This is a genomic window from Candidatus Uhrbacteria bacterium (assembly GCA_016187485.1).
Lineage (GTDB): Bacteria > Patescibacteriota > Patescibacteriia > UBA9934 > UBA10169 > JACPJO01.
Genome location: JACPJO010000005.1, coordinates 211,117 through 237,312, shown reverse-complemented (window position 1 = coordinate 237,312; position 26,196 = coordinate 211,117). Strand labels below are relative to the sequence as shown.

Annotated in this window: 25 protein-coding genes and 4 tRNA genes; 25 read left to right on the top strand and 4 right to left on the bottom strand. The window is 52.3% G+C overall.

The features are described 5' to 3' along the window. The first annotated feature begins 11 nt into the window (after positions 1-11). The 5 genes from murD (at position 12) to HYW18_03930 (ending at position 5,954) form a co-directional block, all read left to right on the top strand. Positions 12-1,445, top strand: coding sequence for a UDP-N-acetylmuramoyl-L-alanine--D-glutamate ligase (gene murD / locus HYW18_03950; GenBank protein MBI2485269.1), 1,434 nt, complete (start codon positions 12-14; stop codon positions 1,443-1,445). 132 nt (positions 1,446-1,577) lie between these two features. Next, on the top strand, positions 1,578-3,317 hold the full coding sequence (locus tag HYW18_03945; protein MBI2485268.1) for a hypothetical protein: 1,740 nt from the start codon (positions 1,578-1,580) through the stop codon (positions 3,315-3,317). Positions 3,318-3,354: 37 nt separating this feature from the next. Continuing rightward, positions 3,355-5,094 carry a hypothetical protein gene (locus HYW18_03940; GenBank protein ID MBI2485267.1) on the top strand — a complete coding sequence of 580 codons (1,740 nt, stop codon included), beginning with the start codon at positions 3,355-3,357 and terminating at the stop codon, positions 5,092-5,094. A 156-nt stretch (positions 5,095-5,250) separates the two neighbouring features. Then, positions 5,251-5,327, top strand: a tRNA-Gly gene (locus HYW18_03935). 93 nt (positions 5,328-5,420) lie between these two features. Next, positions 5,421-5,954 carry an NUDIX hydrolase gene (locus HYW18_03930; GenBank protein MBI2485266.1) on the top strand — a complete coding sequence of 178 codons (534 nt, stop codon included), beginning with the start codon at positions 5,421-5,423 and terminating at the stop codon, positions 5,952-5,954. Between the two features lie 93 nt (positions 5,955-6,047). Here HYW18_03930 and HYW18_03925 read toward each other — a convergent pair whose 3' ends face one another. Continuing rightward, positions 6,048-7,250: a D-alanine--D-alanine ligase gene (locus tag HYW18_03925; GenBank protein ID MBI2485265.1), complete on the bottom strand. Its 1,203-nt coding sequence runs from the start codon at positions 7,248-7,250 to the stop codon at positions 6,048-6,050. Positions 7,251-7,255: 5 nt separating this feature from the next. Continuing rightward, the gene (locus HYW18_03920) at positions 7,256-7,780 is read right to left on the bottom strand and encodes a M23 family metallopeptidase (GenBank protein ID MBI2485264.1); all 525 of its coding nucleotides are present in this window, start codon (positions 7,778-7,780) and stop codon (positions 7,256-7,258) included. 146 nt (positions 7,781-7,926) lie between these two features. Between HYW18_03920 and murE the strand changes: the two genes are divergently transcribed. From murE to HYW18_03845, 15 genes are all read left to right on the top strand, one after another. After that, the gene (murE, locus tag HYW18_03915; GenBank protein ID MBI2485263.1) at positions 7,927-9,168 is read left to right on the top strand and encodes a UDP-N-acetylmuramyl-tripeptide synthetase; all 1,242 of its coding nucleotides are present in this window, start codon (positions 7,927-7,929) and stop codon (positions 9,166-9,168) included. Continuing rightward, entirely contained in the window at positions 9,165-9,659 is a 495-nt protein-coding gene (locus HYW18_03910) for a PH domain-containing protein (protein MBI2485262.1), read from the top strand. Before murE ends, HYW18_03910 begins: the two co-directional genes overlap by 4 nt. Next, complete coding sequence (locus tag HYW18_03905) at positions 9,656-10,114, top strand: septum formation initiator family protein (GenBank protein MBI2485261.1); 459 nt, start codon at positions 9,656-9,658, stop codon at positions 10,112-10,114. The genes HYW18_03910 and HYW18_03905 overlap by 4 nt, the downstream gene beginning before the upstream one ends. Beyond that, the gene (locus tag HYW18_03900; protein MBI2485260.1) at positions 10,111-10,971 is read left to right on the top strand and encodes a peptidylprolyl isomerase; all 861 of its coding nucleotides are present in this window, start codon (positions 10,111-10,113) and stop codon (positions 10,969-10,971) included. The genes HYW18_03905 and HYW18_03900 overlap by 4 nt, the downstream gene beginning before the upstream one ends. 50 nt (positions 10,972-11,021) lie before the next feature. Next, positions 11,022-11,097: transfer RNA gene (locus tag HYW18_03895), tRNA-Thr, on the top strand. Positions 11,098-11,114: 17 nt separating this feature from the next. After that, a tRNA-Gly gene (locus HYW18_03890) sits at positions 11,115-11,188 on the top strand. 66 nt (positions 11,189-11,254) lie between these two features. Then, entirely contained in the window at positions 11,255-12,070 is an 816-nt protein-coding gene (locus tag HYW18_03885) for an ATP-binding cassette domain-containing protein (GenBank protein ID MBI2485259.1), read from the top strand. Continuing rightward, positions 12,067-12,975 carry an FtsX-like permease family protein gene (locus HYW18_03880; protein MBI2485258.1) on the top strand — a complete coding sequence of 303 codons (909 nt, stop codon included), beginning with the start codon at positions 12,067-12,069 and terminating at the stop codon, positions 12,973-12,975. The genes HYW18_03885 and HYW18_03880 overlap by 4 nt, the downstream gene beginning before the upstream one ends. 29 nt (positions 12,976-13,004) lie before the next feature. Continuing rightward, positions 13,005-13,078, top strand: a tRNA-Gln gene (locus tag HYW18_03875). 17 nt (positions 13,079-13,095) lie between these two features. After that, positions 13,096-13,617, top strand: coding sequence for a nicotinamide-nucleotide adenylyltransferase (locus HYW18_03870; protein MBI2485257.1), 522 nt, complete (start codon positions 13,096-13,098; stop codon positions 13,615-13,617). 72 nt (positions 13,618-13,689) lie between these two features. Continuing rightward, the gene (uvrB, locus tag HYW18_03865) at positions 13,690-15,696 is read left to right on the top strand and encodes an excinuclease ABC subunit UvrB (GenBank protein MBI2485256.1); all 2,007 of its coding nucleotides are present in this window, start codon (positions 13,690-13,692) and stop codon (positions 15,694-15,696) included. Continuing rightward, positions 15,693-18,227, top strand: a complete 2,535-nt coding sequence (gene uvrA / locus HYW18_03860; GenBank protein ID MBI2485255.1) for an excinuclease ABC subunit UvrA — start codon at positions 15,693-15,695, stop codon at positions 18,225-18,227. The genes uvrB and uvrA overlap by 4 nt, the downstream gene beginning before the upstream one ends. Before the next feature lie 5 nt (positions 18,228-18,232). Continuing rightward, positions 18,233-19,246, top strand: coding sequence for a M23 family metallopeptidase (locus HYW18_03855; protein ID MBI2485254.1), 1,014 nt, complete (start codon positions 18,233-18,235; stop codon positions 19,244-19,246). Between the two features lie 102 nt (positions 19,247-19,348). After that, on the top strand, positions 19,349-20,833 hold the full coding sequence (locus HYW18_03850; GenBank protein MBI2485253.1) for a hypothetical protein: 1,485 nt from the start codon (positions 19,349-19,351) through the stop codon (positions 20,831-20,833). A gap of 247 nt (positions 20,834-21,080) precedes the next feature. After that, positions 21,081-21,758: a transposase gene (locus HYW18_03845; GenBank protein MBI2485252.1), complete on the top strand. Its 678-nt coding sequence runs from the start codon at positions 21,081-21,083 to the stop codon at positions 21,756-21,758. A 30-nt stretch (positions 21,759-21,788) separates the two neighbouring features. Here the strand turns inward: HYW18_03845 and HYW18_03840 are convergent, their stop codons facing one another. Both HYW18_03840 and HYW18_03835 read right to left on the bottom strand, forming a co-directional pair. Beyond that, entirely contained in the window at positions 21,789-22,157 is a 369-nt protein-coding gene (locus HYW18_03840; GenBank protein ID MBI2485251.1) for a DoxX family membrane protein, read from the bottom strand. Continuing rightward, positions 22,154-22,573 (bottom strand): hypothetical protein, encoded by a 420-nt coding sequence (locus tag HYW18_03835; GenBank protein ID MBI2485250.1) that lies wholly within the window; start codon positions 22,571-22,573, stop codon positions 22,154-22,156. The genes HYW18_03840 and HYW18_03835 overlap by 4 nt, the downstream gene beginning before the upstream one ends. A gap of 21 nt (positions 22,574-22,594) precedes the next feature. Between HYW18_03835 and HYW18_03830 the strand changes: the two genes are divergently transcribed. The 5 genes from HYW18_03830 (at position 22,595) to HYW18_03810 (ending at position 26,043) form a co-directional block, all read left to right on the top strand. After that, on the top strand, positions 22,595-23,908 hold the full coding sequence (locus HYW18_03830) for a GIY-YIG nuclease family protein (protein ID MBI2485249.1): 1,314 nt from the start codon (positions 22,595-22,597) through the stop codon (positions 23,906-23,908). A gap of 31 nt (positions 23,909-23,939) precedes the next feature. Further along, positions 23,940-24,179: a hypothetical protein gene (locus HYW18_03825; GenBank protein ID MBI2485248.1), complete on the top strand. Its 240-nt coding sequence runs from the start codon at positions 23,940-23,942 to the stop codon at positions 24,177-24,179. A 220-nt stretch (positions 24,180-24,399) separates the two neighbouring features. Beyond that, positions 24,400-24,831, top strand: coding sequence for a division/cell wall cluster transcriptional repressor MraZ (gene mraZ, locus HYW18_03820; GenBank protein ID MBI2485247.1), 432 nt, complete (start codon positions 24,400-24,402; stop codon positions 24,829-24,831). Further along, complete coding sequence (gene rsmH / locus HYW18_03815; GenBank protein MBI2485246.1) at positions 24,828-25,778, top strand: 16S rRNA (cytosine(1402)-N(4))-methyltransferase RsmH; 951 nt, start codon at positions 24,828-24,830, stop codon at positions 25,776-25,778. Before mraZ ends, rsmH begins: the two co-directional genes overlap by 4 nt. After that, on the top strand, positions 25,759-26,043 hold the full coding sequence (locus HYW18_03810; protein ID MBI2485245.1) for a hypothetical protein: 285 nt from the start codon (positions 25,759-25,761) through the stop codon (positions 26,041-26,043). The genes rsmH and HYW18_03810 overlap by 20 nt, the downstream gene beginning before the upstream one ends. Positions 26,044-26,196: the final 153 nt, after the last annotated feature.

Genomic DNA, 26,196 nt, shown 5'->3' with positions numbered 1-26,196 from the left:
GCTTCTGTTTTATGGAGGTCTCCAATATTCAAGATGCTGTTGTGACGGTCATGGGGCTTGGTCGCTTAAAACGCGGAAGCGGCGTAGGCGCAACAAAGTGGCTCATCCGTCATGGCGCGCAAGTGGTGATTACCGATCATCGAACGAACGAGGAGCTTCGTGAATCGGTGGATGAAGTTACACGGTGGTTTGAAGAATATCGCCAAACACTTCCCGACCGGGAGTTGTACCACCCGATTTTTGTGCTGGGCGAACATCGTGAAGAGGATTTCACGGATGTGGCGCTTGTCATCACGAATCCCGATGTGCCGCATGATTCGCCGTGGGTGAAGATGGCGTATGCGCATAGGGTGCCGGTGGAATCAGATGTGAGTTTATTTTTTCAGTTTTGTCCGTATCCGGTGATCGGTGTTACCGGGGCGCGTGGCAAGACGACCACGACGGCATTGATCGGCGAACTTCTAAAAAAGAAGAATCCTCAAACGATTGTGGCGGGAAACATGCGCGTGTCGCCACTTGAATATTTGGACGAGATTCTTGCATGGAAAGAACCCGCGCCGATTGTGCTTGAGTTGTCGTCCTGGTTGCTTGAGAGTCTCGATCATCTTGATCGTGGGCCAGAGGTCGGGGTGTTGACCAACATGTATGCCGATCACTTACATCGCTATGCGTCGATGGAGGCGTATGCGGCATCAAAGGTTGGGGTGTTTGCAAAAGGGGGAAAGGATGGCATTGCCGTGTTGAATGCTGATCAAGATCAAGTAAGAGGATTAGCAGAGAAAGCACCAGGACGCGTCGTTTGGTTTTCGCTCTTACTGCTGGAAGGGAAGGAGGGGGTGTGTGTGAAGGATGGGAACGTCACCTCTTTGAATGACATCATCATGCCTGTCTCTAACATTCATCTCGAAGGCGACGATAATGTGCGTAATGTGCTTGCGGCGATTGCGGTTGCAAAACTTTACAGCGTGGAGAATGCATCTTGCGCGGAAGTTGTGAAAGCGTTTTCTTCTGAAGATGATCGCCAAGAGATTGTCACTGATGTGTCGGGGGTGATCTATGTGAACGATGCGCTTGGGTCCTCGGCCGAAGCGACGACAAATGTTCTGCGCCGATTTGGCGAACGCGGGCGTTCGATTCATTTGATTTCCGGTGGAGACGTAAAGGAAGGGAACCTCGACGAGCTCGCAAAGGTGTGCAAGCTGGTGTGTAAGAGTGTTGTCTTGTTGCCGGGAGCGGGGAGCGATGCGTTTGAGCATGTGATGGGAAAAACTGAGGAGGTCAAAATACTGCGTGCAGAAAATATGCCAGATGCCGTTGTGACGGCGAGTCAGGCGGCCACAAGTGCCGATGCTGTCATTTTCTCTCCGGCGTTGGGCTACAGCGATACGTCAGCTGCTAAACAACTCGGCGAGGCATTTGCCAAAGCGGCGAGGGAACTAAAATGAGAGACTTTTCTCCAGAAATTGATGCGTAAGCCAAGATAGGCGTATTCTGTTTCATACTTTCTATCTCGCGTATCTCGAACAGAACGGCTAACCGTCTTCTCTAATTCGCGCGAATAGGCGAATAGTTACTTTGTGAGCAAAACTCCCAACTACGATGCCAAAGTAAAAGCGATTCTCGATACTGTACAACCAGGCGAGCGAGTTTGTGCGTTGACGGGGGAGAAATGGGAGATGACGGAGGAGGAAATTGGGTGGTACAAGAAGTTCAATGTGCCACCGCATCCGTGGTCGCCGGAAACGAGGATGAAAGAAGTCGTAGGGTATTTTGAGATGTATCAATTTTGGTATCGCACGCACCCAAAGACAGGGAAGCGGTTTGTCTCGACGGTCCATCCGTCCACCGGTTTGCAGACGCTTCCTGACGAGGAATGGTTTGGGGAAGACTTTTCACACATTGTTCAGGACGTTATCCATCTCGAGCGTTCCTTCTTTGAACAGATGCGCGAGCTTCAGCTGAAAATCCCTTATCCTGCCTCGCGCAACATCGAACAGCCGCACAACTCCATTACGATCTCCTCCATCGGTGACGTGAACAGTTACTTCGTCTGCGCGTGCAAGTCGAAGAACAGTTTTTACAGTACCGATACCTACATGCTCGAAGATTCAGCCGAGTCATCGGCCGGGAGTAATATAAGTTCCTCGTTTCGTATCTTGCAGTCTCACCGCATGCACAACTGTAAGTTTGCGCACATCTGTTTTGATTGCATCGATTCACTCTTTCTTTTTGACTGCCGCAACTGCCAAAAATGTTTTGGAGCAACGAACAAGCGCAATAAACAGTACCTCTGGTTCAATGAGCAACTCTCAAAAAGCGAGTACGAAAAACGCCTTGCGGAAGTTGATCTCTCTCGACGGTCGGAACTCGAGAAATACAAGGCGCGATTCCTTGATCTCATGGAAAGGAATACAGTATGGCCAGAGAACTTTAATGAAAAATGTACCGATGTCATCGGTGAGTACATGGTTAACGCCGTGGACTGCAAGTTCGTCTTTGCTGGCATGAACGGTCCGTATCGAGACCTCTATCACGTCTCCTATCCGTACGGGGAGTGTTCTGCCTGTGCGTTCTCTGGCGCACCGATGAGTGCGAGTGAGATCTATCTTTGCAATATCGCCCCACGCTGCGCGAAGTGTGCGTTTTCGTACTCTATTCAGGATTGCCAGAGCGTCGAGTATTGTTACTACTGTTACAACTGTGAAGATTGTTTTGGATGCTTCGGACTTCAGCGAAAACGATTTTGCCTTTTCAACAAGCAGTACACGGAAGAGGAGTACTACGCCAAACTTGACGAAGTGAAAGTGGCGATGCTTGAGCGAGGGGAGTATGGGATGTTTTTTCCCGCGAGCTTTTTCGTCGGTTACTGGCCGGACGGTGGTGTTGTGCAGTATCCGGAAACGGCAGCAAGGAACGAGGACTTTCATCCTTTGGATTTTGAGCCGGAGTCAGGTGGTGCTGTTGGAGAGATTGACGAGAGCAAGTTACGTAGCACAAACGACGTTCCGGATTGCATTGACGACATGAAGGATGAGGACTGGCTTGGTGTTCCGATCTACGACGCGAACATCAAACGACGTTTTTCCTACCTCAAACCCGAGCTTGATTTCTACCGCAAGCACCGTCTTGCGCCTCCCACGAGTCATTTCATTGACCGCGTCTACTCTTTCTGGAGGGAAGCAAACTCCGAGGTATGGAAAGAAACGACGTGTGGCAAGTGCGCGAAGGCCCTGCTTGTAACAATTAACCAGACGTACCGGAAGAGAACGATCTATTGCAGGCCGTGCTATCTGGAGTATCTCGAAAAGAACAGCTAACTCGGCTAATTCGTGAGAATAAGAGAATAGTTACATTATGAGTAAAACTCCCAACTACGATTTGAAGGTAAAAGCCGTCCTCGACGCCGCAAAACTCGGTGAGCGGGTGTGTGCTTTGACGGGCGAGAAATGGATGATGACCGAGGAGGAAATCGGGTGGTACAAGAAGTTTAATGTCCCGCCGTCGGAGTTGTCGCCGAATACGCGATGGAAATGGGCAGGGTATTTTGATATCGGTTTTCAATTTTGGTGGAACAAACATGCGCGAACGGGGGAACCTATCCTCTCCTTTCATCACCCAGCCTCCGGCATCCGCGTGCTGCCCGATGCCGAATGGTATGAGCAGGATTTTTCGAATACCCATGAAACGCTTGACCTCTCGAAACCATTTTTCGAACAACTGCGTGCGCTCGAACTCCGCGTACCGTTTTTTGCAACCGCAAACATCGTACCGCCAGAAAACTCACTGGCACTCCTCTCCTTTGGAGATCAGAACAGTTATTTTGTTTTTGCATGTCAGAGCAAACGCACGTTTTTCGGTGTCGGTGCCATGGACACGGAAGATTCCTCGGTCGTGTACCTTTCCTCTGGCGTGAAAGAATCACACCACATTTCACATTCTCATCGCATGTATCGTTGTCGGTACGCGCGCGAATCACAGGACTGTCTCGAGTCAGCCTTTCTCTTTGACTGCCGAAATTGCGAACACTGTTTTGGCGCCACGAACAAACGGAATCGAAAGTTTTTATTCATGAATGAACAGCTTTCCGAAGGAGAGTATCGAGCTCGTATAGCGGCGATCGATCTTGGAAAGCGCTCGATTGTTGATGAATGGTCAAAGCGATTCGACGAACTGCTGCTTACACACGCCTTTTGGCCCGAAAACTTTAACGTCGGCGGGACAGATGCAACGGGAGACTATCTCCACAACGCGACACGATGTCATTTCTGCTTTGATTCGGAAGACACGGCCGTGGATAATTTTCGCTCTGCATGGTTATACGGCGCTTCGCAAGGCAACGCGTATGCGTGGGGAGCTGTGAATACGAATGAGAGTTACAGCGTGGAAACGTGTCCAGATTCGAATCGTCTCAAGTTTTGTTATCGTTCCGTGCGTTGCGAGGACAGCGAATACTGCATGGTCTGCCGCGATTGTCGAAACTGTTTTGGATGCGTCGGTCTGGCGCACAAGGAGTTTCACATTCTGAACAAACCGTACACGGAAGAGGAGTACTGGAAGACGGTGGACGCAATGGAGTGCGCGATGATGGACGAGGGTACATACGGATCTATTTTCCCAACGACATTTTCCTCCTCGTACATTCCCGAGTCTGGCTCGGTGTTGTATGCAGGCTCCACAGAAGAAGATCTACGCATCCTTGGAGGTAACCAATTTCTTCCGACAGACGCGGGTGCAACGGGTGTCGATCGATACGATATGTCTAAGACGCGCCAATTAGCGGACATTCCCGACAATATTGATGATCTCACGGACGCATGGATTGGCGTTCCGATCTATGACGAGCAGGCAAAGCGTGCGTTCTCCTTCTTGAAGCCGGAAGTTGAGCACTACCGAAAATGGAGGATTGCTCCACCCGGCGAGCACTTTATTCCACGTATGCAGCAGATGTCGTGGTCAGCGCAAATCGCGCAGTTTGAGAATCGCGTGTGTACAAAATGTAGCAAGCCGCTTCTTGTAACTGTTTGCCGTAGGTACCCAAACCGACGTATTCTGTGTCGTGATTGTTATCTGGCGTATCTCGAGAAAAACGGATGACTTTTCCCCAGAATCGGTTGACAGAAGAGAAAAAGTATGGTGAAATAGGGATACCGTAGCGAGGTCTTTGGGTGAAGCCCAAAGGGCTCAACTAGGTGGCAAGATACAACTCTCCCTCTTCATGAGTAGAGTTGTATTTATTTTTACCTCGGGTACGGGCCTGTAGAGGTAATCGGTAACCTCGCTATGGTTGCCACCTAGAGTTGCCGGTTCGACCCCGGTCAGGTCCACCAGAGATCGAAAGATTTCGCCCGAGACCGCCAACCCCGCCCTTCGCGAAGGGCGGGGTTTGGTTTGTGCACGAATGGGTGTATCCTAGAGCGGCTATGAAACCATGGGAACTCGTATCGAAGAAACTTGTTTATGATGGGTATCGGAAAATCGAACGGCGGACGTATCGGTGTGATGATGATCGTGAGATAGACATTGATGTAAAACTGGAGGGCAATACGGTCTGTAGTCTTCCTATTACGGAAGATGGACACGCTGTTCTCGCCGCGCAATTTCGTCCAGGACCCGGGAGTATTTTACGCGAACTTCCTGGCGGTGGTATGAATGTGGGGGAAGAGCCTCTCCAAGCCATGCGTCGTGAGCTTTTAGAAGAGACAGGTTACGAAGGAGATCTCGTCCTCGTGGGTTCAACATGGGATTGTGCATACTCAACTTGTCGACGATATCATTTTCTTGCGACCCATTGCCGGAAAGTAACAGAACCTCATACAGATGAAGACGAAAAGATCGATGTGATTCTCATGCCGGTCGACGAATTTCGCAATCACCTTGCTACGGGGGATCTTACTGATACGACAACAGGGCTTCTGGCGCTAGCGGCTCTCGAAAAAACGTCCATCCTTCTCTAATTCGTGCGAATAAGCGAATAGTTAACTTTGTTTTACTCCATTTTAACCTCTCCCCAAACATTCAATTGAATGTTTGTTAGGAAGCTCACTTGGCTACTTAGAAAGTTTTTGTCCTTGCATATCTGATAAGAGCGGTGAATGGAAGTATTTGTTCTTCTTAATGGTTTCCGTGTGTTTACGAATCGCAACATCGAGTAAATCTAAAATAAGTTCTTTCGGTTCGACACCACTCTTCTTCCACAGATGCTCGTAGAGTGTTCCTGGCATCGGGTTGATCTCGTTTGCATAGAGCTGGGACGTCTCTGGGTTATACAAGAAGTCAACTCGCGAAATTCCCGAGAGGCCGAGCTCTTTAAATATCGCAACGGAAGTCTCCTGGATATTTTTAGAGGTTGCCACAGGTATCTCTGCGGGAATAGTGAAACTTTCTCCTGCTCCGTCCAGATGAGTGCCGTCGCTTTGCAAGTATTTCTCTTTGTACGTAAAAAACTCACTTTTTCCAAAACTGGAGTCTTGAACGAGCGACGCTTTGGGAGAGCTACTCGCACACTCTCTTACACAACATGTCAAGTCGCGAACCGGAGAAATACCGCTTTCAATAACGCAATGAGTATCAAATTCAAAGGATGCCTCTATTGCCTCCTCTATAGCCTCAAGTTTTTTTACTCGTGAAATGCCAATAGACGAGCCCGCATGCGATGGCTTCACAAAAACCGGGAAAGTCAGTGTCTCATTGATCCTTCGTTTGATGGAGTTTGCGTCTGACTTCCAGTCCGCTTCGGAGAAACCGACGAAGGGCGTGGTTTGTACCCCGTGCTGCTGAAAAAACTGTTTTGTAAGAATCTTATTCATTGCGATGGCGCTTCCCTCAACGCCGCAACCCACGTAGGGCACGCCTAGAGTTTCGCAAAGTCCCTGGAAGCAACCATCCTCACCGTATGCCCCGTGGAACACGGGGAAGGCAATGTCAATGATCTTTTGCTCTCGGCGTGAGAGAAAAGATGGCCTTCGTGTCAAAATAAGCCGTGGTGTGCGGTGGCGGGTATCCAACGACCACCTTTGAAGAGGGTATAAATCGTGAGAATGGATACCTTGGAGAAAGCTTCTTTCTCGTAACAGCTGACCCATACACCACGCGCCATCTGTTCCTATGTAAATCGGCTCACTTAAGATTCCAAGTTTTGCCAATTCATCTAAAACCAAAAGCCCAGTGATAATAGAAACGTCATGTTCCGGACTTTTTCCTCCAAAAAAAACGCCGACCGTTTTTCCTATAAATGGAGAAGGAGTATTCATAGATTTTATATGAAATCAACAGAAATACTGTGAAACCCTTTTTTGTCTTCTACAAAAACCATAAAATGAAGATGATCTCCTTGTTCGCCATAGTCTACCCAACCAGTCTTACCGACAATACCGATTACTTGGCCTCGCATAACCTGTTTTCCTGCACGTATCCCGTACATGCTCGGGGAACCTTTTTGGAGGTGTCCATACTGACTAAGGCAATCACCGTGGTCGATCGTAATGTAGTTGAGCTTATCCGCGAATGCTGGTCCGGGGCCGTACGTGCTGTGTGCTTCTACCATATCGACAACTCGTCCGCTTCTTGAGGCGTATACGATGGACCCGTCTTTCACGATGAAATCGATAGCTCGTTGGTATGGCCCGTTGTGTGAACTAGGACTGAGATCACAGTAAAAAGGACCAGTCTTGTACAGTTGATCCTTCGGCACGCATCCCTTAAGCATTTCCCCTGTTTGTGCGTCAGAGATGTCGAGCGGGTAGGAGAACTTTTTGTGTCTTCTGAAGAATTCCAAGAACATAGCGGATGGATTATATCAAAAAAATGTCTAGGTAACGCTAGTGGTCTTTTTACGAGAATTGCCGGGCGGTTTGGGCAAGTGTCTCTGCGAATGGATCAAAGAAGCAGGCGCTTGAGGAGCTTAGCAAAAGACGCTAGAATACCTCCATGATAAAGGGTTTTTTGCGCAAGCTGGCGCCGGCATTTGCGATCGGTGCGTATCATTATGTCCTCGCGATTCTTTCGGCGATTCTTTATGGCCGCCCGTCGGAGCGCATGGTCGTGATCGGCGTAACTGGCACGAGTGGGAAGTCGACGACGTGCTACCTTTTGGCGCGTGCACTTGAAGCGTGCGGCGCACGTGTGGGTATGGCTTCGACGATTCTTTTCAAGGTGGGTGAGCAGGAACGGCTCAATGACAAAAAAATGACTATGGTTGGCCGGTTCCAGCTCCAAAAACTTCTTCGCGGGATGGCGAGTGCCGATTGCACACACGCGATTATCGAGACGACATCGGAAGGTATCAAGCAATACCGACATGCGGGCGTGCACTACGATGTCTGCGTTTTTACGAACTTGTATCCAGAGCATATTGAATCTCACGGAAGTTTCGAAAACTATCGTGCGGAAAAAATGAAGCTATTCAAAAAACTTGGTGCGTGCCCGCACAAGATCATTACGGGGAAGCGTATCGAAAAAGCGATTGTGGTGAATGGGGAAGACAATGGAGCAAAGCAAGCCGCGATTTTTCCTGTGGATCGTCTCGTTGTCGTGCGGCCAAGTGCGGAGACCGATCTTGCCCTCCGTATTCCCGGCGCTCACATGCAGATAAATGCAAAACTTGCCCGCGCGGTGGCCGAGGTTCTCGGGTTTGATCGCGCGAAGGTCACACGTGCGATTGAGTCGGTCACGTGTATTCCGGGGCGGCTTGAGCAGATTGATGAAGGTCAGTCGTTCATGGTTATTGTGGATTACGCCTTCGAGCCGCGCGCGCTCGCCAAACTCTACGAAGCTGTTACGACGATTCCACACAATCGCATCATTCACGTTACCGGCGCGGCGGGCGGCGGACGTGATCGCGATAAGCGTCCCGTGGTGGGTGCTTTCATTGCGCAACGTGCGCAAGTGATGATTGTGACAAATGAAGATCCATACGATGAAGACCCGGAACAGATCATTAACGACGTTGCTGCCGGAGCTGACTCTGCGCCAGAGGGGAAACGGGCGGAGGTGCTCAAAATTTTGGACCGCGGTGAGGCTATCGCGCGCGCTCTCTCACTTGCACAACCGCGCGATCTCGTCTTGGTGACGGGAAAAGCAAGCGAACAGGCTATCGTTGTTGCCGGCGGGAAAAGGATCCCGTGGGACGACCGTGTCGTTATCCGTGAGGCTCTTCGCAAAATGCTATGAAAACTTTCCTCCTTCTCACGCCCGGAGAGACCCTGGAATTGGATGTCCGTGCGCCTCTCCTTTTGTGGATTCCGCGATTTGTTATCGGCGGCGCATGGACGCTTGCCCCATTGTTTTTCATCGCTCTGCTTCTGCGTGAAGGAACCGTTGGGGTGTTTCTCTTCGTCGTCCTGCTCGTCTCGGGGTTGATGTTTCTCTTTTCTTCCTGGCGCCGTTTTTCCCGCACACGGTTTGTTGTAACGTCTCTGCGTGTTGTGTGGATGCACCAACGAGGAGTATTCTCCAAAGATGTAGAAGAGATGCCGCTTGCGCGTTTGAAAAGCGTACAGGCGCGACAGCGAGGCCTCTCCGCTTTGTTTGGGTATGGTAAAATACGCGTAGAAACGGAAGGCGGTGCTCGCACTGTTTCGGGAATGCTGCCGCGCGTACGGGCCATTCAAGAAAAAATTCTTTTTCTTCTTGCTGAACGTCCGTCCGTTTCCCGTCTATGAGTCGGCCGATGTTAGTTTCCGCGCGCCATCTTTTGCGACAACGGGTGGTCTTGGCGATCAACCTTGCGCTTTTTTTATTTCTTGCTCTCTCGTTTGGGCGAGAAGTGTGGCGCAACAATCAAGTGCAAAAAACGATTGCGGAGCTGGAAGAACAGAGCCGTGCATTGGAAGCCCGCAATGTGGAGATTGCACGCATAAATGCGCAACTGGAATCGGAGACGTTTTTGGAGCGCGAAGCGCGTTTGCGGCTTGGTCTTGTGAAACCCGGCGAGCGTGTATTTATCCTTAACGAAGAGGGATCGCAGGAAGCCACGGCCGAGACTATCGGTGCGGTGGACGCGCGCGAGATACCAGAGGCGGCTTTACCGGAATCAAACTTCTCGCGCTGGTACTGGTACTTTTTTAATACAGAGTCGTTCGATCGTCTTAAACGCTTAGAGCGTGCCGGGCTATGAATACGCCGATTCGTCTACGCACGGCCGCGCTAGTCGCGGGACTTCTCTGGCTTGCTGTCCTTTTTGTGTTGCCGCTTGGATCGTCTGTCACGCAGCCATTTGTGCAGATTCTTCCTCTTCCCGCCGGAAGAGTTGGTGGGTCTTTTTTCTCCATGAAGGAAGTTCTTGCGCTTGCAGGCGGTCTGCAGGCGCAGGCGCTCTGGCGCGGAAGCGAACTCGACCCTCACGAAGCGAATGTCCAAGCGTTTCAGTCCATTGTGCGTACGCGAGTCGTGCGTCGTTGGCTTAGACGCGAGGGGGTCGTAGTTTCCGACGCAGAGGTGGAAAGCACGTATCTGCGCCTACAATCTACGTCAGAAGGTGTCGCTCTCCCCGAAGAGATACGAGAGGTTTTTCATTGGGAGCCAGAGACGTTTAAGCGGCTCGTTGTGCGGCCTTATGTGGAAGCGCGAATGCTCGAGACACGGGTGGCGTCGAGCCGAGCATTTCAGTCCGCGCGCCGTGAACGGATAGAAGAAGCTGCGCGTGCCCTGTCCGAAGGAGTCCCATTTGATCAAGTTGTGCTTCAATACAGCGAAGATTCCTCCAGTGTCCTCAATGGGTATCTTGGTACGTGGGATATGGAGGACGTTGCTGAAGAGTGGCGATCTGCGGCGCAGTCGCTTGAGATCGAGCGCGTGAGTCCGATGATCGAAGACCGTCGGCGCTTTACGCTGCTTCGCGTGGATACACGAGATGTTGTTGAAGAAACGACACGCGTGCGTCTTTCGGGCATTATCATTTTCAAACGTACGTTCCAGGAGGCTTTGGACGAGGCTCTTCTTGAGGAGACGGTGCGTCTGTACGCGCGGCCATAGGGCTTGATAGAGAGGAGGGGGTTTGCTACACTTTTGCCGCTATCGTAAACGCCGATGTAGCTCAGTTGGTAGAGCAATGCTTTCGTAAAGCAGAGGTCGGCGGTTCGAATCCGCCCATCGGCTCCAGATTTCCATCAAGGCGGGCGGGATTAGTACAATGGTAGTATGCAAGCTTCCCAAGCTTGAGACGCGAGTTCGATTCTCGTATCCCGCTCCAGAAAGACACCCTCGTGTCTTTCTGATGAGAATCGAACGCCGGAGCCATATGCAGCTAGCAAGCTGCATGGCGAGGCGGTGCCCAGCCCGAGCGAGACGACGGTCGAGCGAGAGGCGAGGGCGATTCTCGTATCCCGCTCCAAAAGCAAAAAAAGCCAGCTCCCAGAGCTGTTTTTGTTATGCTATAATATGTCACGTTGTGATTAAGCTCCAAAACGTTTCCAAAATTTACGACCCCAACATTGTCGGCGTTCGTCACATCAATTTGCATATCAAACCGGGGGAGTTTGTTTCGATCGTTGGTCGGTCGGGCACGGGGAAGTCCACGCTGGCGAAACTTCTCTTTGCGGAGGAGCGTCCTACCCAGGGCAAAGTAGAAGTCGGGGGGTGGGACATTACGGGCATTCGCGCGCCGGAGGTCCCGCTTCTTCGTCGGCAGATCGGTGTGGTCTTTCAGGACTTCAAACTTCTCCCGAAGAAGACAGTTTTTGAGAATGTTGGGTTTGCTCTGGAAGTCGCCGGCACACGCACAAGTCGCGTGTACGAGATTGTTCCCTATGTGCTCCGCATCGTAGGACTTGAGCAGATGGCTCATCGGTACCCTGAACAGCTTTCCGGCGGCGAGCGCCAGCGGGCGGCGATCGCGCGTGCGCTTGTCCATCGCCCGAAAATTCTCGTGGCGGATGAACCGACGGGCAATCTTGACACTATCCATACGCATGAGATCGTGGATCTCCTCAAAAAGATCCACGCTTTTGGGACAACGGTACTTCTTGTGACGCACAATCGTGATGTGGTGAACAGCCTCCGTCAGCGCGTGATCACCTTGTCCGACGGGAATATTGTGTCCGACGAGGCCCACGGGCGCTACAAACTCGCATGACCCTTCTTCGTATTCTCAAATTCGGCTGTCAAAATATCGCCAGAAATTTCTGGTTGTCTGTGTTGACCGTGACCATGTTGTTGCTTACGCTTATCACGATCAACGTCCTCCTGGTGCTTCAGGTGGCGGGCCAGACGGCTATTACGTCAGTGGAAAAACGCATTGATTTGGTTGTGACGTTTCGTCCGGATACACGCGAAGAGCTTGCGCGTGCGACGCAGCAATACCTTATCGCGTTCTCACAGGTGAAGGATGCGCGTGTCGTGACGCCCGACGAAGCGCTTGCGGAGTTTCGGCAAGAGCGTGCCAACGACCCGGAGGTTCTTGAAGCGCTTGAACAGGTGGGGGACAACCCGTTTGGATACTCGCTTGTCGTGACCGCGCGCGACCCAAATGATTTTCCGTTTGTGCTTGAGGCGCTCGACCATCCAAGTTATGCCCCTTCCATCGAGCAAAAACACTTTCAAGATTACGAAGCGATTATTACGACGCTCGCCAACATGACGCAATCACTTCGGATATTCGGGATTGTCCTTGCGGCGCTTTTTCTCTTCATCTCGATTGTGATTGTCGTGAACACGGTGCGCGTGGCCATCTACATTTATCGCGAAGAGATTGCCATTATGCGTCTTGTGGGCGCATCGAGCGCTATGATCCGCGGGCCATTTTGGTTTGAAGCCGTGTTGTATAGTTTTCTTGCTACGCTGGTTGCCGCGGGCGTGACGTATCCTGCCATCCTTATTTTGGAGCGCTACGCCGACTCTTTCTTTGCCCCGGAAAATGCCGGCATCTGGGACTTCTATGTTGCCTACGCACCGGTTGTCTGGGCGGCGCAATTTCTTGGTCTTGCTCTTATCAATATTCTTGCCGCCAATCTTGCGATGAGGAAGTATTTGAAGGTGTAAGCATTTCTGTGTTATCCTCGCCGCGGCGATCCGGGATCGTCTAATGGCAGGACATGGGCCTTTGAAGCCCAGTATCGTGGTTCGAATCCACGTCCCGGAACCACACTGTACAAAGAATCTATGAACGATTTCTCGGAAAAAATTTGTCTCTTTATCGGCCGGTTTCAGCCGTTTCATACCGGTCATTTGATGGTTGTGCAGGGCATGGCGAAAAGCTGTGCGGGGGTAGTTATCGCCGTGGGCTCTTCACAGGAGAGTGACACAAAGGAGAATCCTTTTAGTTTTGAAGAGCGCCGCGAGATGATTCAGCGCGCATTGCAAGGAAAGGATTTGATTCCCCAATTTGATATCACGATTGTGCCCGTGTCGGATATTCCCGAAGATGAACGGTGGCTTGACCATGTTCGGGAAAAAGCCGGAGCATTCGATGTCGTGTGGAGCGGCAACGCAGGAGTGTTGGCACTATGTCGTGCCAAAGGTGTGGAGGTAAAGGAGATCAAGGAAGTGCCGGGTATTGATGCGACAGATATTCGCCGTATGATGATGGAAGATCAAGCGGCTTGGGCGGAGAAAGTCCCGCGTGAAGTGGCGGAGTACCTCAAAAGTATCCAGGGCCCCGAACGTGTCAGGAACCTCTCTTAATAGTTCGACACCTTCTGTAGAGGTGTGTTAAGGTGGGATGGATCCCCTAGAAGGCAACTTCGAGGGAGTTTGATTTTTATGACATTTGATTTACAAGCGGGCTACAAACCAGCTGGGGACCAACCAAAAGCAATTTCGGCGCTCTCGGAGGGGATAGAAAAAGGTCTAGACAGGCAAACGTTGTTTGGCGTCACGGGGTCGGGAAAGACGTTTACAATAGCAAACGTCATTCAAAACATTGAGCGACCCACGCTTGTTATTGCTCACAACAAGACGCTCGCAGCGCAGCTCTGTAATGAGTTTCGTCAGTTTTTCCCGCACAACGCAGTTGAGTATTTCGTAAGCTATTACGACTATTACCAACCGGAAGCTTATCTGCCACGTACGGATACATATATTGAAAAAGATGCGCAGATCAACGACGAGATTGATCGTCTGCGCCATGCGGCGACGCAAGCCGTGCTTTCGCGCCGCGATGTTGTGGTGGTGGCTTCCGTGTCGTGCATTTATGGCTTGGGTTCGCCGGAGTCGTATCAAGCGTCGGTTGCGCATCTTATTGTTGGCGAAACAGAACGCGAACCACTTTTACGCCAGTTCGTGCAGATGTTGTTTGAGCGAACAACCGCTGATCTTACTCCGGGCCACTTTCGTCTTCGTGGCGATGTCCTTGAACTGATGCCGGTGAGCGAAGAAGTGATTGTTCGTGCAGCATTCGAAGGAGATAAGCTTGTAGCGCTTTCTCGGCTCTCCGCCGTCACACGCAGACACGAGCGCGCGCTTTCTGATTATTGGCTTTTTCCCGCCAAGCATTTTATGTCGACGCCTGTTTCTCGGGACCGCGCCCTTCGACAGATCCGCGAGGAACTCGATGTGCGCCTCGGAGAATTCGAGCAGGGAGGAAAAGTGCTCGAGGCCGAGCGTCTTTCGCGGCGAACGCGTTACGACCTTGAGATGATCCGCACGACTGGGACGTGCGCTGGTATTGAAAATTATTCGCGCCATTTTGACGGACGTAAAGAAGGGGAACCGCCTTTTACTCTGTTGGATTACTTTCCCAAAGACTTTCTGTTGGTGATTGACGAGTCGCATGTCACGGTGCCGCAAATCGGTGGCATGTTCCATGGTGACCGTGCGCGCAAAGAGACGCTTGTGGAGCATGGGTTCCGGCTTCCGAGCGCTGTGGACAATCGTCCGCTTACCTTTGAAGAGTTTGCGGCAAAGGTCGGACAGACGATTTTTGTAAGTGCCACGCCTGGACCGTACGAGAAAAAGACGAGTCAACAGATCGTCGAACAGATCATTCGCCCCACGGGACTAGTGGACCCTGAGGTGATGGTGCGTCCCGTAACGGGAAATGGGGCGGGTGGCAAAGGGCAAGTTGAGGATCTCATCGGGGAGATTGAGATGCGCGTACCCAAAGGGGAACGTGTACTTGTGACGACCCTCACAAAAAAAATGGCCGAAGACCTGACGGAATTCCTGAGCGAAAAAAATATCAAGGTGCAGTATCTCCACTCGGGTGTGGAGACGCTTGACCGTATTGGCGTGCTCACCGATCTACGCCGGGGAAAATACGATGTTGTGGTAGGGGTAAATCTCTTGCGCGAAGGCTTAGATTTGCCCGAAGTCACGCTTGTGGCGATTTTAGACGCCGATAAAGAGGGGTTCTTGCGCTCGGAATCCTCGCTCATCCAGACCATCGGCCGCGTGGCGCGCAACGTAAAGGGACAAGTGATTCTCTATGGCGATGAGGTAACAGGCTCGATGCGCCGCGCGATTGCAGAAACGAATCGACGGCGCGAACTTCAACTTGCCCATAACAAAGAGCATGGCATTACCCCACAAACAATTCAAAAAGACGTGGGAGATATTCGCGCTCTTCTTGGTGGGGAAAGTGAGGAAGAGGTGAAGTCCATTCTTCATATCGAGCTTACTGCTGAACCGCACGAGATTGAGGAAGTGATACGCGAGAAGGAACGCGAAATGAAGAAAGCGGCGAAAGAACTCCGTTTTGAACTTGCCGCTCTTCTTCGTGACCAGATCGGCGAATTGCGTCAAGAATTACAACATAAGGTATGAAGAACACCATCCGCATCAAAGGAGCCAGAGAACATAATCTCAAAAATATCTCGCTCGAGATTCCGCGAAACAAACTTGTAACCATCACGGGTGTTTCCGGCTCTGGTAAATCCAGTTTGGCGTTCGATACGATTTTTGCCGAAGGGCAAAGGCGCTATGTTGAATCACTCTCTGCTTACGCGCGGCAATTTTTGGGGCAGATGCAAAAACCTGACGTGGATGAAATCGAGGGCCTCTCGCCGGCGATCTCTATTGATCAGAAGGCGCACTCAGCAAACCCACGCTCAACGGTGGCCACCATCACGGAGATTTATGATTACCTTCGCGTACTCTTTGCGCGCATTGGCAAACCGCACTGTGTTGTGTGCAAACGCCCGATTTCGAAAATGACGGTGGAAGAGATGGTGGACCGCGTACTTAAAGAGGTGGCACAGTGGCAAAGGGGCACAGTGGCAAAGGGGCACAGTGACAAAGTGGCAAAGAGGGAAGTGACTGTGCTGGCGCCGGTCGTGTTGGGCCGTAAGGGAGAGTATTACCAGCTCCTCTACGATCTCTACAACGGTGGTTTTGCACGCGTGCGCATAGATGGCAAGACGCATGACCTTTCCAAGAAGATTTCTTTGGGCCGGTACCAGCAACATACGATTGAAGTTGTCGTGGATACCCTCTCGATGGCGACGCTTTCCACAAAAGAAGGACGCACGCGATTGGCGGATGCGATCGAGATTGCGCTCAAGCACAGTGGGAGCACGGTCGGGTTTGTTTTTCCAGATAAGACCGAAGTCACGCTCTCCTCGAAATTCTCTTGCCCGCACGACGGGTTCGCCTTTCCAGAAATTGAGCCACGCCTGTTTAGTTTTAACTCTCCCTATGGAGCGTGCCAGGCGTGTCATGGACTGGGGACAAAAGAATTGTTCTCGGAAGAAGTGTGTCCGGTGTGCGGAGGACTTCGTCTGCGTCCGGAGAGTTTACATGTGTGGATTGGCGGGAAGTCTATCATGGACGTAGCGGCCCTTTCTATTGAAATGGCGACAGATTTTTTCTTGGCCGTATCGCTTTCGGAGCGCGAGCGCGCGATAGGTGAGATGGCTCTACGCGAGGTGCTCAATCGTCTGCAATTCATGCTCGATGTGGGACTGCATTACCTCACGCTTCACCGCATGGCCGGGACACTTTCGGGCGGGGAGGCCCAGCGCATCCGCTTAGCCAGTCAAGTCGGCACACGGCTTGTCGGCGCCCTTTACGTGCTCGATGAGCCGACGATCGGCCTCCATCAACGGGACAACGAACGGCTCATTCAAACATTGGAAGAACTTCGAGATTTGGGAAACTCCGTCATTGTGGTTGAGCATGACGAGGACACTATCCGCGCTTCGGACTATATGATCGAGCTTGGGGTGGGCGCGGGTGTGCACGGCGGCGAGATTGTCGCAGAGGGTCCTGTGCCAGAGATCTTTACGGATAAAAAGTCTCTTACGTCTGCCTACCTCCGTGGGGATGAGCAGATTCCTGTTCCAAAAAAACGCCGATCTATTGGTGAGGATGTTATCAAGGTTATTGGCGCTGGGGAAAACAATCTCAAAAATATTTCTGTCCATTTTCCTCTTCGACGCCTTGTCTGCGTCACGGGTGTTTCTGGATCGGGAAAATCCACGCTCGCGTATGACATTATGTACAAAGCGCTTTCCCGGCGACTCTATGGAACAAAAGATGCGCCGGGGCACCACAAGGCTGTACTTGGAACAGAGTATATTGATAAAGCAATTTTGATTGATCAGTCGCCGATTGGCCGAACCCCGCGGAGCAACCCCGCGACTTACACGGGGGCGTGGGGGCCTATCCGCGATCTGTATGCGGAGCTTCCGGAGGCACGATATCGCGGGTACAAACCCGGCCGATTCAGCTTCAACGTGCCCGGCGGTCGTTGTGAACAGTGCGAAGGACATGGGGTTATTGCGATTGAGATGCATTTCTTGCCGACCGTGTATGTGCCCTGTGAAGTATGCAAGGGACGGCGGTTTGATCGCGAGACCCTTGAGGTTGAATACAAAGAAAAAAATATCGCGGATGTACTCGAGATGACGATTGAGGAAGCCGCGAAGTTTTTCGAGGACATTCCTCTTGTGCAAGATCGTTTTGGGAAGCTCTGCGAGGTGGGACTTGGATACTTGCGTGTGGGACAGAGTGCGCCTACACTTTCAGGAGGAGAGGCTCAGCGCGTGAAGCTTGCCGCGGAACTTTCCAAAATGGCCACGGGCCGGACACTCTACCTGCTGGATGAGCCGACCACAGGGCTTCACTTTCACGACGTGCGCAAGCTCATGGAGGTGCTCCACAAGCTCGTGGACAAGGGCAACACGGTTATCGTCATTGAGCACAACCTTGATGTCATTAAGCAAGCGGATTGGATTATCGACTTGGGTCCTGAAGGAGGCGACAAGGGTGGCGAAGTCGTCGCCGAAGGCACGCCCGAGGACATTTGCAAGGTGCCAGCGAGTTACACGGGACAGTATTTGAAGAAATATATTTAGGTCTTATGGGTCGTGTTGGTCTTATAAGTCTTATCTTCTTTCTCGGCGCTGGGTGTGTGGCGCCGGGAGGATCAGAAACACCGAAACCTACGGTGGCTTTTCCTGTGGAAAATTACCGCGAGGGGAGGTGGTTTAAAAGTTTTGGCGAATATCTTGATGATCGGTTTACCGGGTATCATGTTGCCGACGATGTGGAGGCGGACGTGGCAGGAGAAACACCGGTGAAGGCGGTGAAGGATGGCGTCGTACGGCGAGTGGATTACATTGGGGGATACGGCGGACTTGTTGCGATTGAACACGGTGACGTGACGGCTCTTTATGGGCACATGGATTTGGGGTCCGTTTCTCTCAAGGCGGGAGATTCAGTGAGCGCCGGACAGATTATTGGAAATCTCGGTGACGACAAATCGGAAGAAACGGATGGTGAACGCGAGCATCTGCACTTTGGATTGTACAAAGAAGGGGAGAGGAAGATTCACGGGTACGAACAGCAGGAAGCAGCCGTTCAGAAATGGCTCAATCCAAACGATTGGTTTGCGGCACAAGGGCAAGAGGCAACATCGCCGAGCCGCACGATTGACCCAGCCATTGAGCGCGGGGGTGACGTCCTTCGGCTCTCATTTGATCTTCCTGCCGGTTGGGAAGTAGAGTGGGTGCCGCAGCTTGAAGCGTGGAATCTCTTTGCTATGTCTGGCGAGGGGTCAGCGCGTGAGCGATCGCAGATGTTTATTCGCTATTTTGACGCGAGTGATTTTCTGACACTCTCGACCGTAACGATCTACTCAGCGGAAGATCTCAAGGTGGGAAGAGGGAACTATACAGCCCGTCGTTACGACATCGAAAAAAAGCCGGGCGTTCCCGACTTTCCCGACCAACCCGCATGGCGCAACGAGCGCCACATCGTCACGGACTTCCGCGACAGAGAAGGCGCGACGCGATACTACGTTGTCGCCGCAGCTCCTGGTCTTGATCCGAAGATTTATGAAGAGGTACTAGCGAGTGTGAGAGTGAGTTTTTAGGGAGGGTTGCCCCGATAGACAGGAAGTTACTTTTATGCTAGGTTCCACGTATCCGGAAGGCGTAGTGACTTTCGGAAAGCAACCGCATACGGAGGTTCTGTCATGTTCTCTCGTTCATTTCTGGTCGCGGCGCTCCTCGCCATCGTGTCCCTCCTTCCGATCACGAGCGTGGCAAGGGACGTGTCCTACAGCCTCGAGTCCACTAGTGAGGTCGGGAAGCAAGCGTACATCCTCCGCCAGTACGTGAACGCGCGTGTCGGACTGGAGGCACTGACGCCTCTCGCAGAGCCGGCGTTCACGCCCCAGGCCAGGATTGGCAATGCGTTCGACACGTTCGCCCTCCACGCTGTCCGGCTTCTAGTCGGCGGCTACGTGTTCACGGAGGAGGAGGAAGGCCGCATGCTCGCGGAATTGGAGCAGGCGCCGAGGGACTACGCGAGGAATATTGCTGACTATCCCCCAGCGGAGCGCGACAAATGGACGCTCGGGCTTTCGCTCGCCATCGCCTATGTGCTCGGCGATTCCCTACGGTTGAATCCTGCACTCGATCGCCAAGTGTCGCAGCAGCGGAGCATGGTTGCGCTCAAAGTGCTCCGGGAGGCCGTCAATCGAGATCGGGACACCTCCGAGTTCGATTCGCTCGTGGAGATGGTGCGAGAGGTACTCGACGAGGCCACGGAAGCAGGAGCGGAGACGGCTGTGGCTGTCTTCATGGCTCGCTACCACGGGTCCTACATCGAGCATCCATCGGACGAGGAGTGGCACGGCTCGTCCGACCAACATCTCCGCCGCGGTCTGGATGTTCTCCAGGCGGCCTTCATTCGGGCGGACGACAACCTGGCGCAGGCTGCGTTGCTTCTCGAGATGACGGATTTGCGAAAGGCCATGGTCGATAGGCTCATGCCTGCGAGTGGCCGCAACCTGGATATCGCCGTCCAATCCCTGACGCACACGATGGCACGACGGCAGTGCGCTCTCGAGGCCTTTGCTCGAGCGGCGCCGAGTCAGATCGATGGGCCGGAGACGTTCCAGCGTGCCAAAGAGAGCGTTGTCGGCGCGTTCTTTAGAGAGTTGTATCTTCTGGCGCAGGAGGTTGGGGATGCGGCTCGGGCCATCAAGGTGGGAGAAGAGTTCGACCAGTTACTGCAGGGGAATCTCCGGTTGGAAGGCGCGTCTCTCTGCAATCCGTACAATCCACACCAGGGTTTGCCGGTCGGACCGCTGTCCCTCGTCACGGACGATATGGAGCCGGAGGCGCTCGCCAATGTGGCCGAAGTGTTCTACTTCTTGGCCAGGGCCCACTGGGACAGACTTCTTGTCGAGGAGGTTGGGTCATCTCACGCTGCGTCCATTGATCGATGGACCGAGCGCTTCCTCGCCACATGTGATGAGGTATCGTCTCGGGCCAAGGCTGGATCGCTCAGCGTGCAGAGGGTCGAGGCACTGACTCTCGAGGCGAACAATCTTGCGACATTGCAAGAGAATCTCGGCCGGGATGTCCGAGCGCACGAGATCCGCGTCCTCTTCGACCGGACCATCGCACCCATGCTTCTCGCCGCGCAAACGGACAACGCCATGAAGCACTAGGGTTGCCTCCCGCTCGGGGAGGGCCCTCACTTACCTACCGCCCCATTGGGCGGTTTTCGTATCTAAAGAAAGCACCCCATACTACCTACAACACCGAGTGTTGTAGGTTATTGTGACAGGTTTTCCACAGCGACACCTTGATTTTTAAATGAAAATATGATTGACTAAGCAAAGTAAGTAATAAACTCCCCACTATAAGAGCTGGGGAGTTTATGTTTTTGACGACAACACCGAGTCTCGACATTTTATGAGGAACACTGAATTAGCCATCGGAGAGTATTACCACGTCTTTAATAGAGGAGTAGATCGACAAACCCTCTTTCATAATGACGGGGATTTTGAAAGGTTTCTTTTGCTGCTTCATTTTTGTAATCAAGAAGATCGGCTTTCCAGGGATATACTTAGAACAACACCGAGTGTTGTTCTAAAAGAGAAGCGGCTTGTTGCAATCTGCTCTTACGTTATTATGCCGAATCATTTTCACATGAAATTGAAGCAGGTAAAGGAAAATGGGATTCAGAGGTTCCTTCAACGATTCCAGATGGCATATGCAAAATACTTTAATACTCTCCATGAACGTAGAGGCACACTCTTTGAGTCTGCCTACAGGTGTGTCCATATCTGCAGGGAATCTCAATGGTTCCATCTCACAAATTATATTCACTTAAACCCCCTCGATTTAAGCGGAATATTATGGAGGGAGGGGGTTTCTAAGGAATGGCCAAAAGCCAAAACATTCCTGGACGTGTATTCCTGGTCTAGTTATCATGCATTTCGTGGACAGTTGGAGCGAGTCCCTATTTTAGACGAGCAGTATCTAAAAGAAAGAGCTCCAGACCCGTTAGAGTACCTTAAGGAAATGGAAGAGTGGGTCGGCCGCATGGCACTCACATTCGATATTCCGGGAGGTTCTTTCGACGAATAAACCACGACGACACCGAGTGTCGTGTCGTCGTCAAAGTTCTCGTTTTTCCCACCAGGTCTTCAAATCGGGATAAAGAAGGGCGAAGGTCCCCGTCAACAAACCGATGTCGCGGACGGTGATAGGATTGATGCCGGAGACAGTGAGAACAATCACAAGATGGATCATGCCAAGTAGAGCGGCGAGCCAGACGTAGAAATCCAGTAGAAGAGCAAGGCCAATGAGTAGATCTAAAACGGCGGTGCTGGTCATGGCCTGTTCAATAGGCATGGGAAGAATACCCGCTGCCCAGGGTTGCAAAAACGCGCCCCACGCTTCAGGCTCTTTAAAGATAAGTAGTCCGATCCACAGGAAGGTAATGGCAATTCCGACGCGCAGAATATGGTAGGAAGAGTCTTTCATAGAACAAGAATAAAACCTTTGGTTATCAAAATGGCGGTCATAAGGAAGATGGTGAGGGCGGAAAAAAGACACCATGTACACCACGCACGAACCACGCGTGCTTGAATGTAGATGAAATAGAGGGAAGTTATGGCGGCACCGGTAACCATCATGGCAGCGATGACGCTCCAGAGGGCGGTAGCTCCCACTCCGAGCACGACAAGCGCTGTAAGGACCAGCAGACCCGTATAAAATCCGAGGCCGAGAAGGTCGTTGTGTACGCCAAATGTTCTGTTATACTCGCTATTTAGTACCAGCTCGCACTGACCGCCGATCGGGCAGACGGGATGTTCCTCTGCGAGACGTTTGTGGAGGAGGTAGCGCGCTTCGGCGACGCCGATGGCGGCAAGTGTAAAAAGAAGAGCGAAAGATGTCATAATGCACACAGTATAACACGCATGATTCCAGAGATGATTACCATCAAGAACGGAAAGCTCCCGGATGAGCCCGGAGTGTATTTTTATTACGACAAGAGGGGAGAATTGCTTTACATCGGCAAGGCGACATCGCTCAAACGCCGGGTGGAGTCCTATTTTGTCAAAGCGCATACGCGCCGTACCGAGGAACTTGTCGCACGTATTGCGCGAATTGAATATGAGCAACTTCCCACGGTGCTCGAAGCGCTGGTGCTTGAGGCGAACCAAATTCGCGCGCATCAACCGTTTTACAACGTGCGCCAGAAAGACGATAAGAGTTTTTGTTATCTGGCTATCACGAATGAACAGTATCCACGACCGTTTATCCTGCGCGGTCTTGAGCTTGAACGTTTAGGAGTGCGACCGTTTGAGCGGAAACTTTCCCACATCGCGCGCAAGCAATTCCTTACGCTCTTCGGCCCCTACATGAGCGCGCAGAGCCTCCGTGTCGCGCTTGATCTGGTCCGGAAGTTTATTCCGTGGAGTGACTGCTTACCCGGCGCGCGCCGCGCCTGTTTTTCTGTCTCGATCGGACTCTGTCCCGGCGTCTGCATAAAAACCATTTCCCCCACCGCCTATCGCAAATATATCCGTGACCTCATACTCTTCTTTCGCGGGCGAACACGAGAACTCCGCACACTTTTACGAGAACGCATGGAGAACGCCGCGCGACGGGAACGCTTTGAAGAAGCCGCAACGCTCCGTAATCGTCTGTTCGCTCTTGATCATATCCGTGACGTGGCGCTTATTCAGCGTGACGTGCCGGACGTTCGGGGAACATATGAAGAGTCAGGGATTGATCTTGAAGGGCGCATCGAGGCATATGACATCTCAAACATTTCTGGCACCTCGGCTGTGGGATCAATGGTGGTCTTCGAGCATGGAAAGCCGGCAAAGGACAAGTACCGCCGATTTAAGATTCGCACAGTGAAAGGCGCGAACGACGTGGCTATGATGGAGGAGGTCCTCCGCCGTCGTTTGGCCCGAGCTCGCCGGCAGCCCCATGCATGGCCGCTTCCGGAAGTCCTGGTTATTGATGGAGGGGAGGGGCAGGTGAGAACGGTGGTTGAGGAGGTTGGAAAAATTGGAAAGGGTGGAAAAGTTCCCAAAGTCATCGGTATTGCTAAAGGCTTTGATCGCAAACAGGACCGTCTCGTCTTCGACCACCATGACGCGGAACTTGCGCGCGTGGCGACGCGGGGTAAAGAGTTGTTTCAGCGCGCGCGGGACGAAGCACATCGCTTTGCCGTGGCCTATCACCGTAAGTTACGCACACGCTTCTCGCTTGGGCTGTGATATACTCTTAAAAACTTTTCTTAATTTTTTTATGCGATCACGCGATCCGCTCGTTCATGTGGTCGCCGGAGGATTTGTCGGCGCGTTTGCCGGCATGCTCGGCGGTCTCATTTTTGGCCTTCTCATCTTCCTTATTCTCTCCCTTTCTGTCCCGGCATCCTACATGGGGGGCGAGTTCATACCCGTGCCTATACTTCTTACGATGGCCATGGGGTGGGGAACATTGATTGGAGGGATCTTTGGCGCCATTGTTGGTCTCCGGAGAAAGTAGATCCACTATCAGAAGTTATAGACGGGGTCCCTCGACCTCGTCTTTGTTTTCTTTATCCACACCTCCGTATTGCCGGCAAAAACAAAGTGGTATAAAGTGGGGAGCGAAGGGTAAATCGTGGTTGGACGTGGGGAATCTCTTTTCCCATTTTTTATTCCCCTTCGCCGAGCCTCAGCTGGGCTTTCCGTGGAAGTCAACATTGGTCGTGGGCGAACCCCATATGTTTTTTGGTGAATACCGACATCGTTTAGACGAAAAAGGACGCGTGGCCATTCCGGCCCGCTTTCGAGATGCTCTCAAACGCGGTGCGGTGGTGACACGAGGCCTCGACACCTCGCTGTTCCTGTTCCCTAAAGAGGAGTGGGACAAACTGGCGAAACGTTTAGCTAGTTTGCCCTTGGGGCGCGCCACTTCTCGCGCGCTTTCGCGGCTTATGCTTGCGGGCGCGATGGAGGTTGACGTGGATAAACAGGGACGCGTTGGTCTGCCCGACTACCTTCGGCACTACTCTGGCATACGCAAAGAGATCGTTTTCGCAGGCGTCTTTGATCGCATTGAACTTTGGGATCCTGCCCGTTGGGAGTCGTATAAACGCTCGGCGGAGAAGGATTCGGGGAATATCGCTGAACAACTTGGCGAGCTTGGCCTATGAAGATCTTCTCTCATGCCCCGGTTATGTTAACGGAGGTGATAGAGGGCCTGGCGCTTCGTCCAGGCCTTACGGTTTTAGATGGAACCGTAGGACTGGGCGGGCATGCCGGGGCCATTCTTGAGCGAATCGGGAAAAACGGGAGGCTTCTGGCCATAGACCGCGATCCTGCACAGCTTGCACGCGCCAAAGATCGCCTCCGAGGGTGGAAGAATGTGGAGTGGAACGCGGGATCGTACAAAGACGCGACCCGCATAGCTTATGAACATGGAATTCGTAACGTGGATTGCGCACTGTTGGACCTCGGGTTTGCTTCGTCCCATGTGGACGACCCCGCACGCGGTTTCAGCTTTCAGACGGAAGGGCCGCTCGACATGCGCTACGATCCGTCTCTTTCCTTCTCGGCTGCGGACATCATCAATACGTGGAGCGCACAGGACCTCGCGATGATCTTCTCCCGTTATGGAGAAGAACGACATGCCGCGCGCCTCGCACAGGCGATCATTGCTCGCCGGCGCGCACAGCCGTTCCACACCACGACTGATATAGCCAACTTCATTGCGGAGCAACGCCACAGCGATAGCCGTCGGATTCATCCAGCGACGCATATCTTCCAAGCCTTGCGCATTGCTGTAAACGACGAGCTCGGCGAACTCCGCGCAGGACTGCCTGCCATCTGGAACCTACTCGCTCCGGGCGGCCGTCTCGCGGTCATCTCCTTCCATTCGCTTGAAGATCGCATCGTAAAGATGTTTATGCGAGAGCGAGTTGCAAAAGGAGAAGGCGCTTGTCAGCCAAAGAATGCACAGAAACCAACAAAAGAGGAGATTCGCACAAACCCGCGCTCACGGAGCGCGCGACTGCGGATCATACAGAAATATGTTTCAACGATCCCCCAAAACAACGCAACAAGGAACAGCACGCACCTCCATGTGGACGCTCCTGCTTAACACGTTCCTCCTTGTGGCCTCACTTGTACTTGGCATCCTTTACGTCAGTACAGTTAATGTGGCCGCACAGATGGGATACGAGATGAAAGACTTGCAAACGCGCGTGGACGAACTTGCTATCGCGAATCAACAACTGGAATATCGAGCGGCGGACAATCGCGCTATGTATAACGTCGCGCGCCGCGTCTCGATTCTCGGCATGGTACGTCCCGAGTCTGTCTCGTACGTCCCAGCAACAACGCCTGCCGTGGCTGTTGCTCCCTGACGGCGTCGGTCCTGTGCATCTTCCGGGTGCAGAGGATCGACGCAAGTCGAGCTCTTCGGCCGTTTCGGATCTTCTGAAACGTTCGACGAGAGAAAACAAAAACGAAAAGAAACGAAAGCTCCCTCCTCTGGGAGTTTTCGATTTTCTCTCGCT

Excerpts from the sequence above, each read along its gene's own strand:
- HYW18_03855 (MBI2485254.1), top strand. The coding sequence starts at position 18,233 with ATGGGTCGTGTTGGTCTTATAAGTCTTATCTTCTTTCTCGGCGCTGGG.
- HYW18_03810 (MBI2485245.1), top strand. The coding sequence starts at position 25,759 with ATGTGGACGCTCCTGCTTAACACGTTCCTCCTTGTGGCCTCACTTGTA.
- HYW18_03835 (MBI2485250.1), bottom strand. The coding sequence starts at position 22,573 with ATGACATCTTTCGCTCTTCTTTTTACACTTGCCGCCATCGGCGTCGCC.
- HYW18_03885 (MBI2485259.1), top strand. The coding sequence starts at position 11,255 with ATGGCGAGGCGGTGCCCAGCCCGAGCGAGACGACGGTCGAGCGAGAGG.
- HYW18_03920 (MBI2485264.1), bottom strand. The coding sequence starts at position 7,780 with ATGTTCTTGGAATTCTTCAGAAGACACAAAAAGTTCTCCTACCCGCTC.
- murE (MBI2485263.1), top strand. The coding sequence starts at position 7,927 with ATGATAAAGGGTTTTTTGCGCAAGCTGGCGCCGGCATTTGCGATCGGT.
- HYW18_03840 (MBI2485251.1), bottom strand. The coding sequence starts at position 22,157 with ATGAAAGACTCTTCCTACCATATTCTGCGCGTCGGAATTGCCATTACC.
- HYW18_03930 (MBI2485266.1), top strand. The coding sequence starts at position 5,421 with ATGAAACCATGGGAACTCGTATCGAAGAAACTTGTTTATGATGGGTAT.
- rsmH (MBI2485246.1), top strand. The coding sequence starts at position 24,828 with ATGAAGATCTTCTCTCATGCCCCGGTTATGTTAACGGAGGTGATAGAG.
- HYW18_03905 (MBI2485261.1), top strand. The coding sequence starts at position 9,656 with ATGAGTCGGCCGATGTTAGTTTCCGCGCGCCATCTTTTGCGACAACGG.
- HYW18_03870 (MBI2485257.1), top strand. The coding sequence starts at position 13,096 with ATGAACGATTTCTCGGAAAAAATTTGTCTCTTTATCGGCCGGTTTCAG.
- murD (MBI2485269.1), top strand. The coding sequence starts at position 12 with ATGGAGGTCTCCAATATTCAAGATGCTGTTGTGACGGTCATGGGGCTT.
- HYW18_03940 (MBI2485267.1), top strand. The coding sequence starts at position 3,355 with ATGAGTAAAACTCCCAACTACGATTTGAAGGTAAAAGCCGTCCTCGAC.
- HYW18_03900 (MBI2485260.1), top strand. The coding sequence starts at position 10,111 with ATGAATACGCCGATTCGTCTACGCACGGCCGCGCTAGTCGCGGGACTT.
- HYW18_03830 (MBI2485249.1), top strand. The coding sequence starts at position 22,595 with ATGATTCCAGAGATGATTACCATCAAGAACGGAAAGCTCCCGGATGAG.
- mraZ (MBI2485247.1), top strand. The coding sequence starts at position 24,400 with ATGTTTTTTGGTGAATACCGACATCGTTTAGACGAAAAAGGACGCGTG.
- HYW18_03825 (MBI2485248.1), top strand. The coding sequence starts at position 23,940 with ATGCGATCACGCGATCCGCTCGTTCATGTGGTCGCCGGAGGATTTGTC.
- HYW18_03925 (MBI2485265.1), bottom strand. The coding sequence starts at position 7,250 with ATGAATACTCCTTCTCCATTTATAGGAAAAACGGTCGGCGTTTTTTTT.
- HYW18_03910 (MBI2485262.1), top strand. The coding sequence starts at position 9,165 with ATGAAAACTTTCCTCCTTCTCACGCCCGGAGAGACCCTGGAATTGGAT.
- HYW18_03880 (MBI2485258.1), top strand. The coding sequence starts at position 12,067 with ATGACCCTTCTTCGTATTCTCAAATTCGGCTGTCAAAATATCGCCAGA.
- uvrA (MBI2485255.1), top strand. The coding sequence starts at position 15,693 with ATGAAGAACACCATCCGCATCAAAGGAGCCAGAGAACATAATCTCAAA.
- HYW18_03845 (MBI2485252.1), top strand. The coding sequence starts at position 21,081 with ATGAGGAACACTGAATTAGCCATCGGAGAGTATTACCACGTCTTTAAT.
- HYW18_03850 (MBI2485253.1), top strand. The coding sequence starts at position 19,349 with ATGTTCTCTCGTTCATTTCTGGTCGCGGCGCTCCTCGCCATCGTGTCC.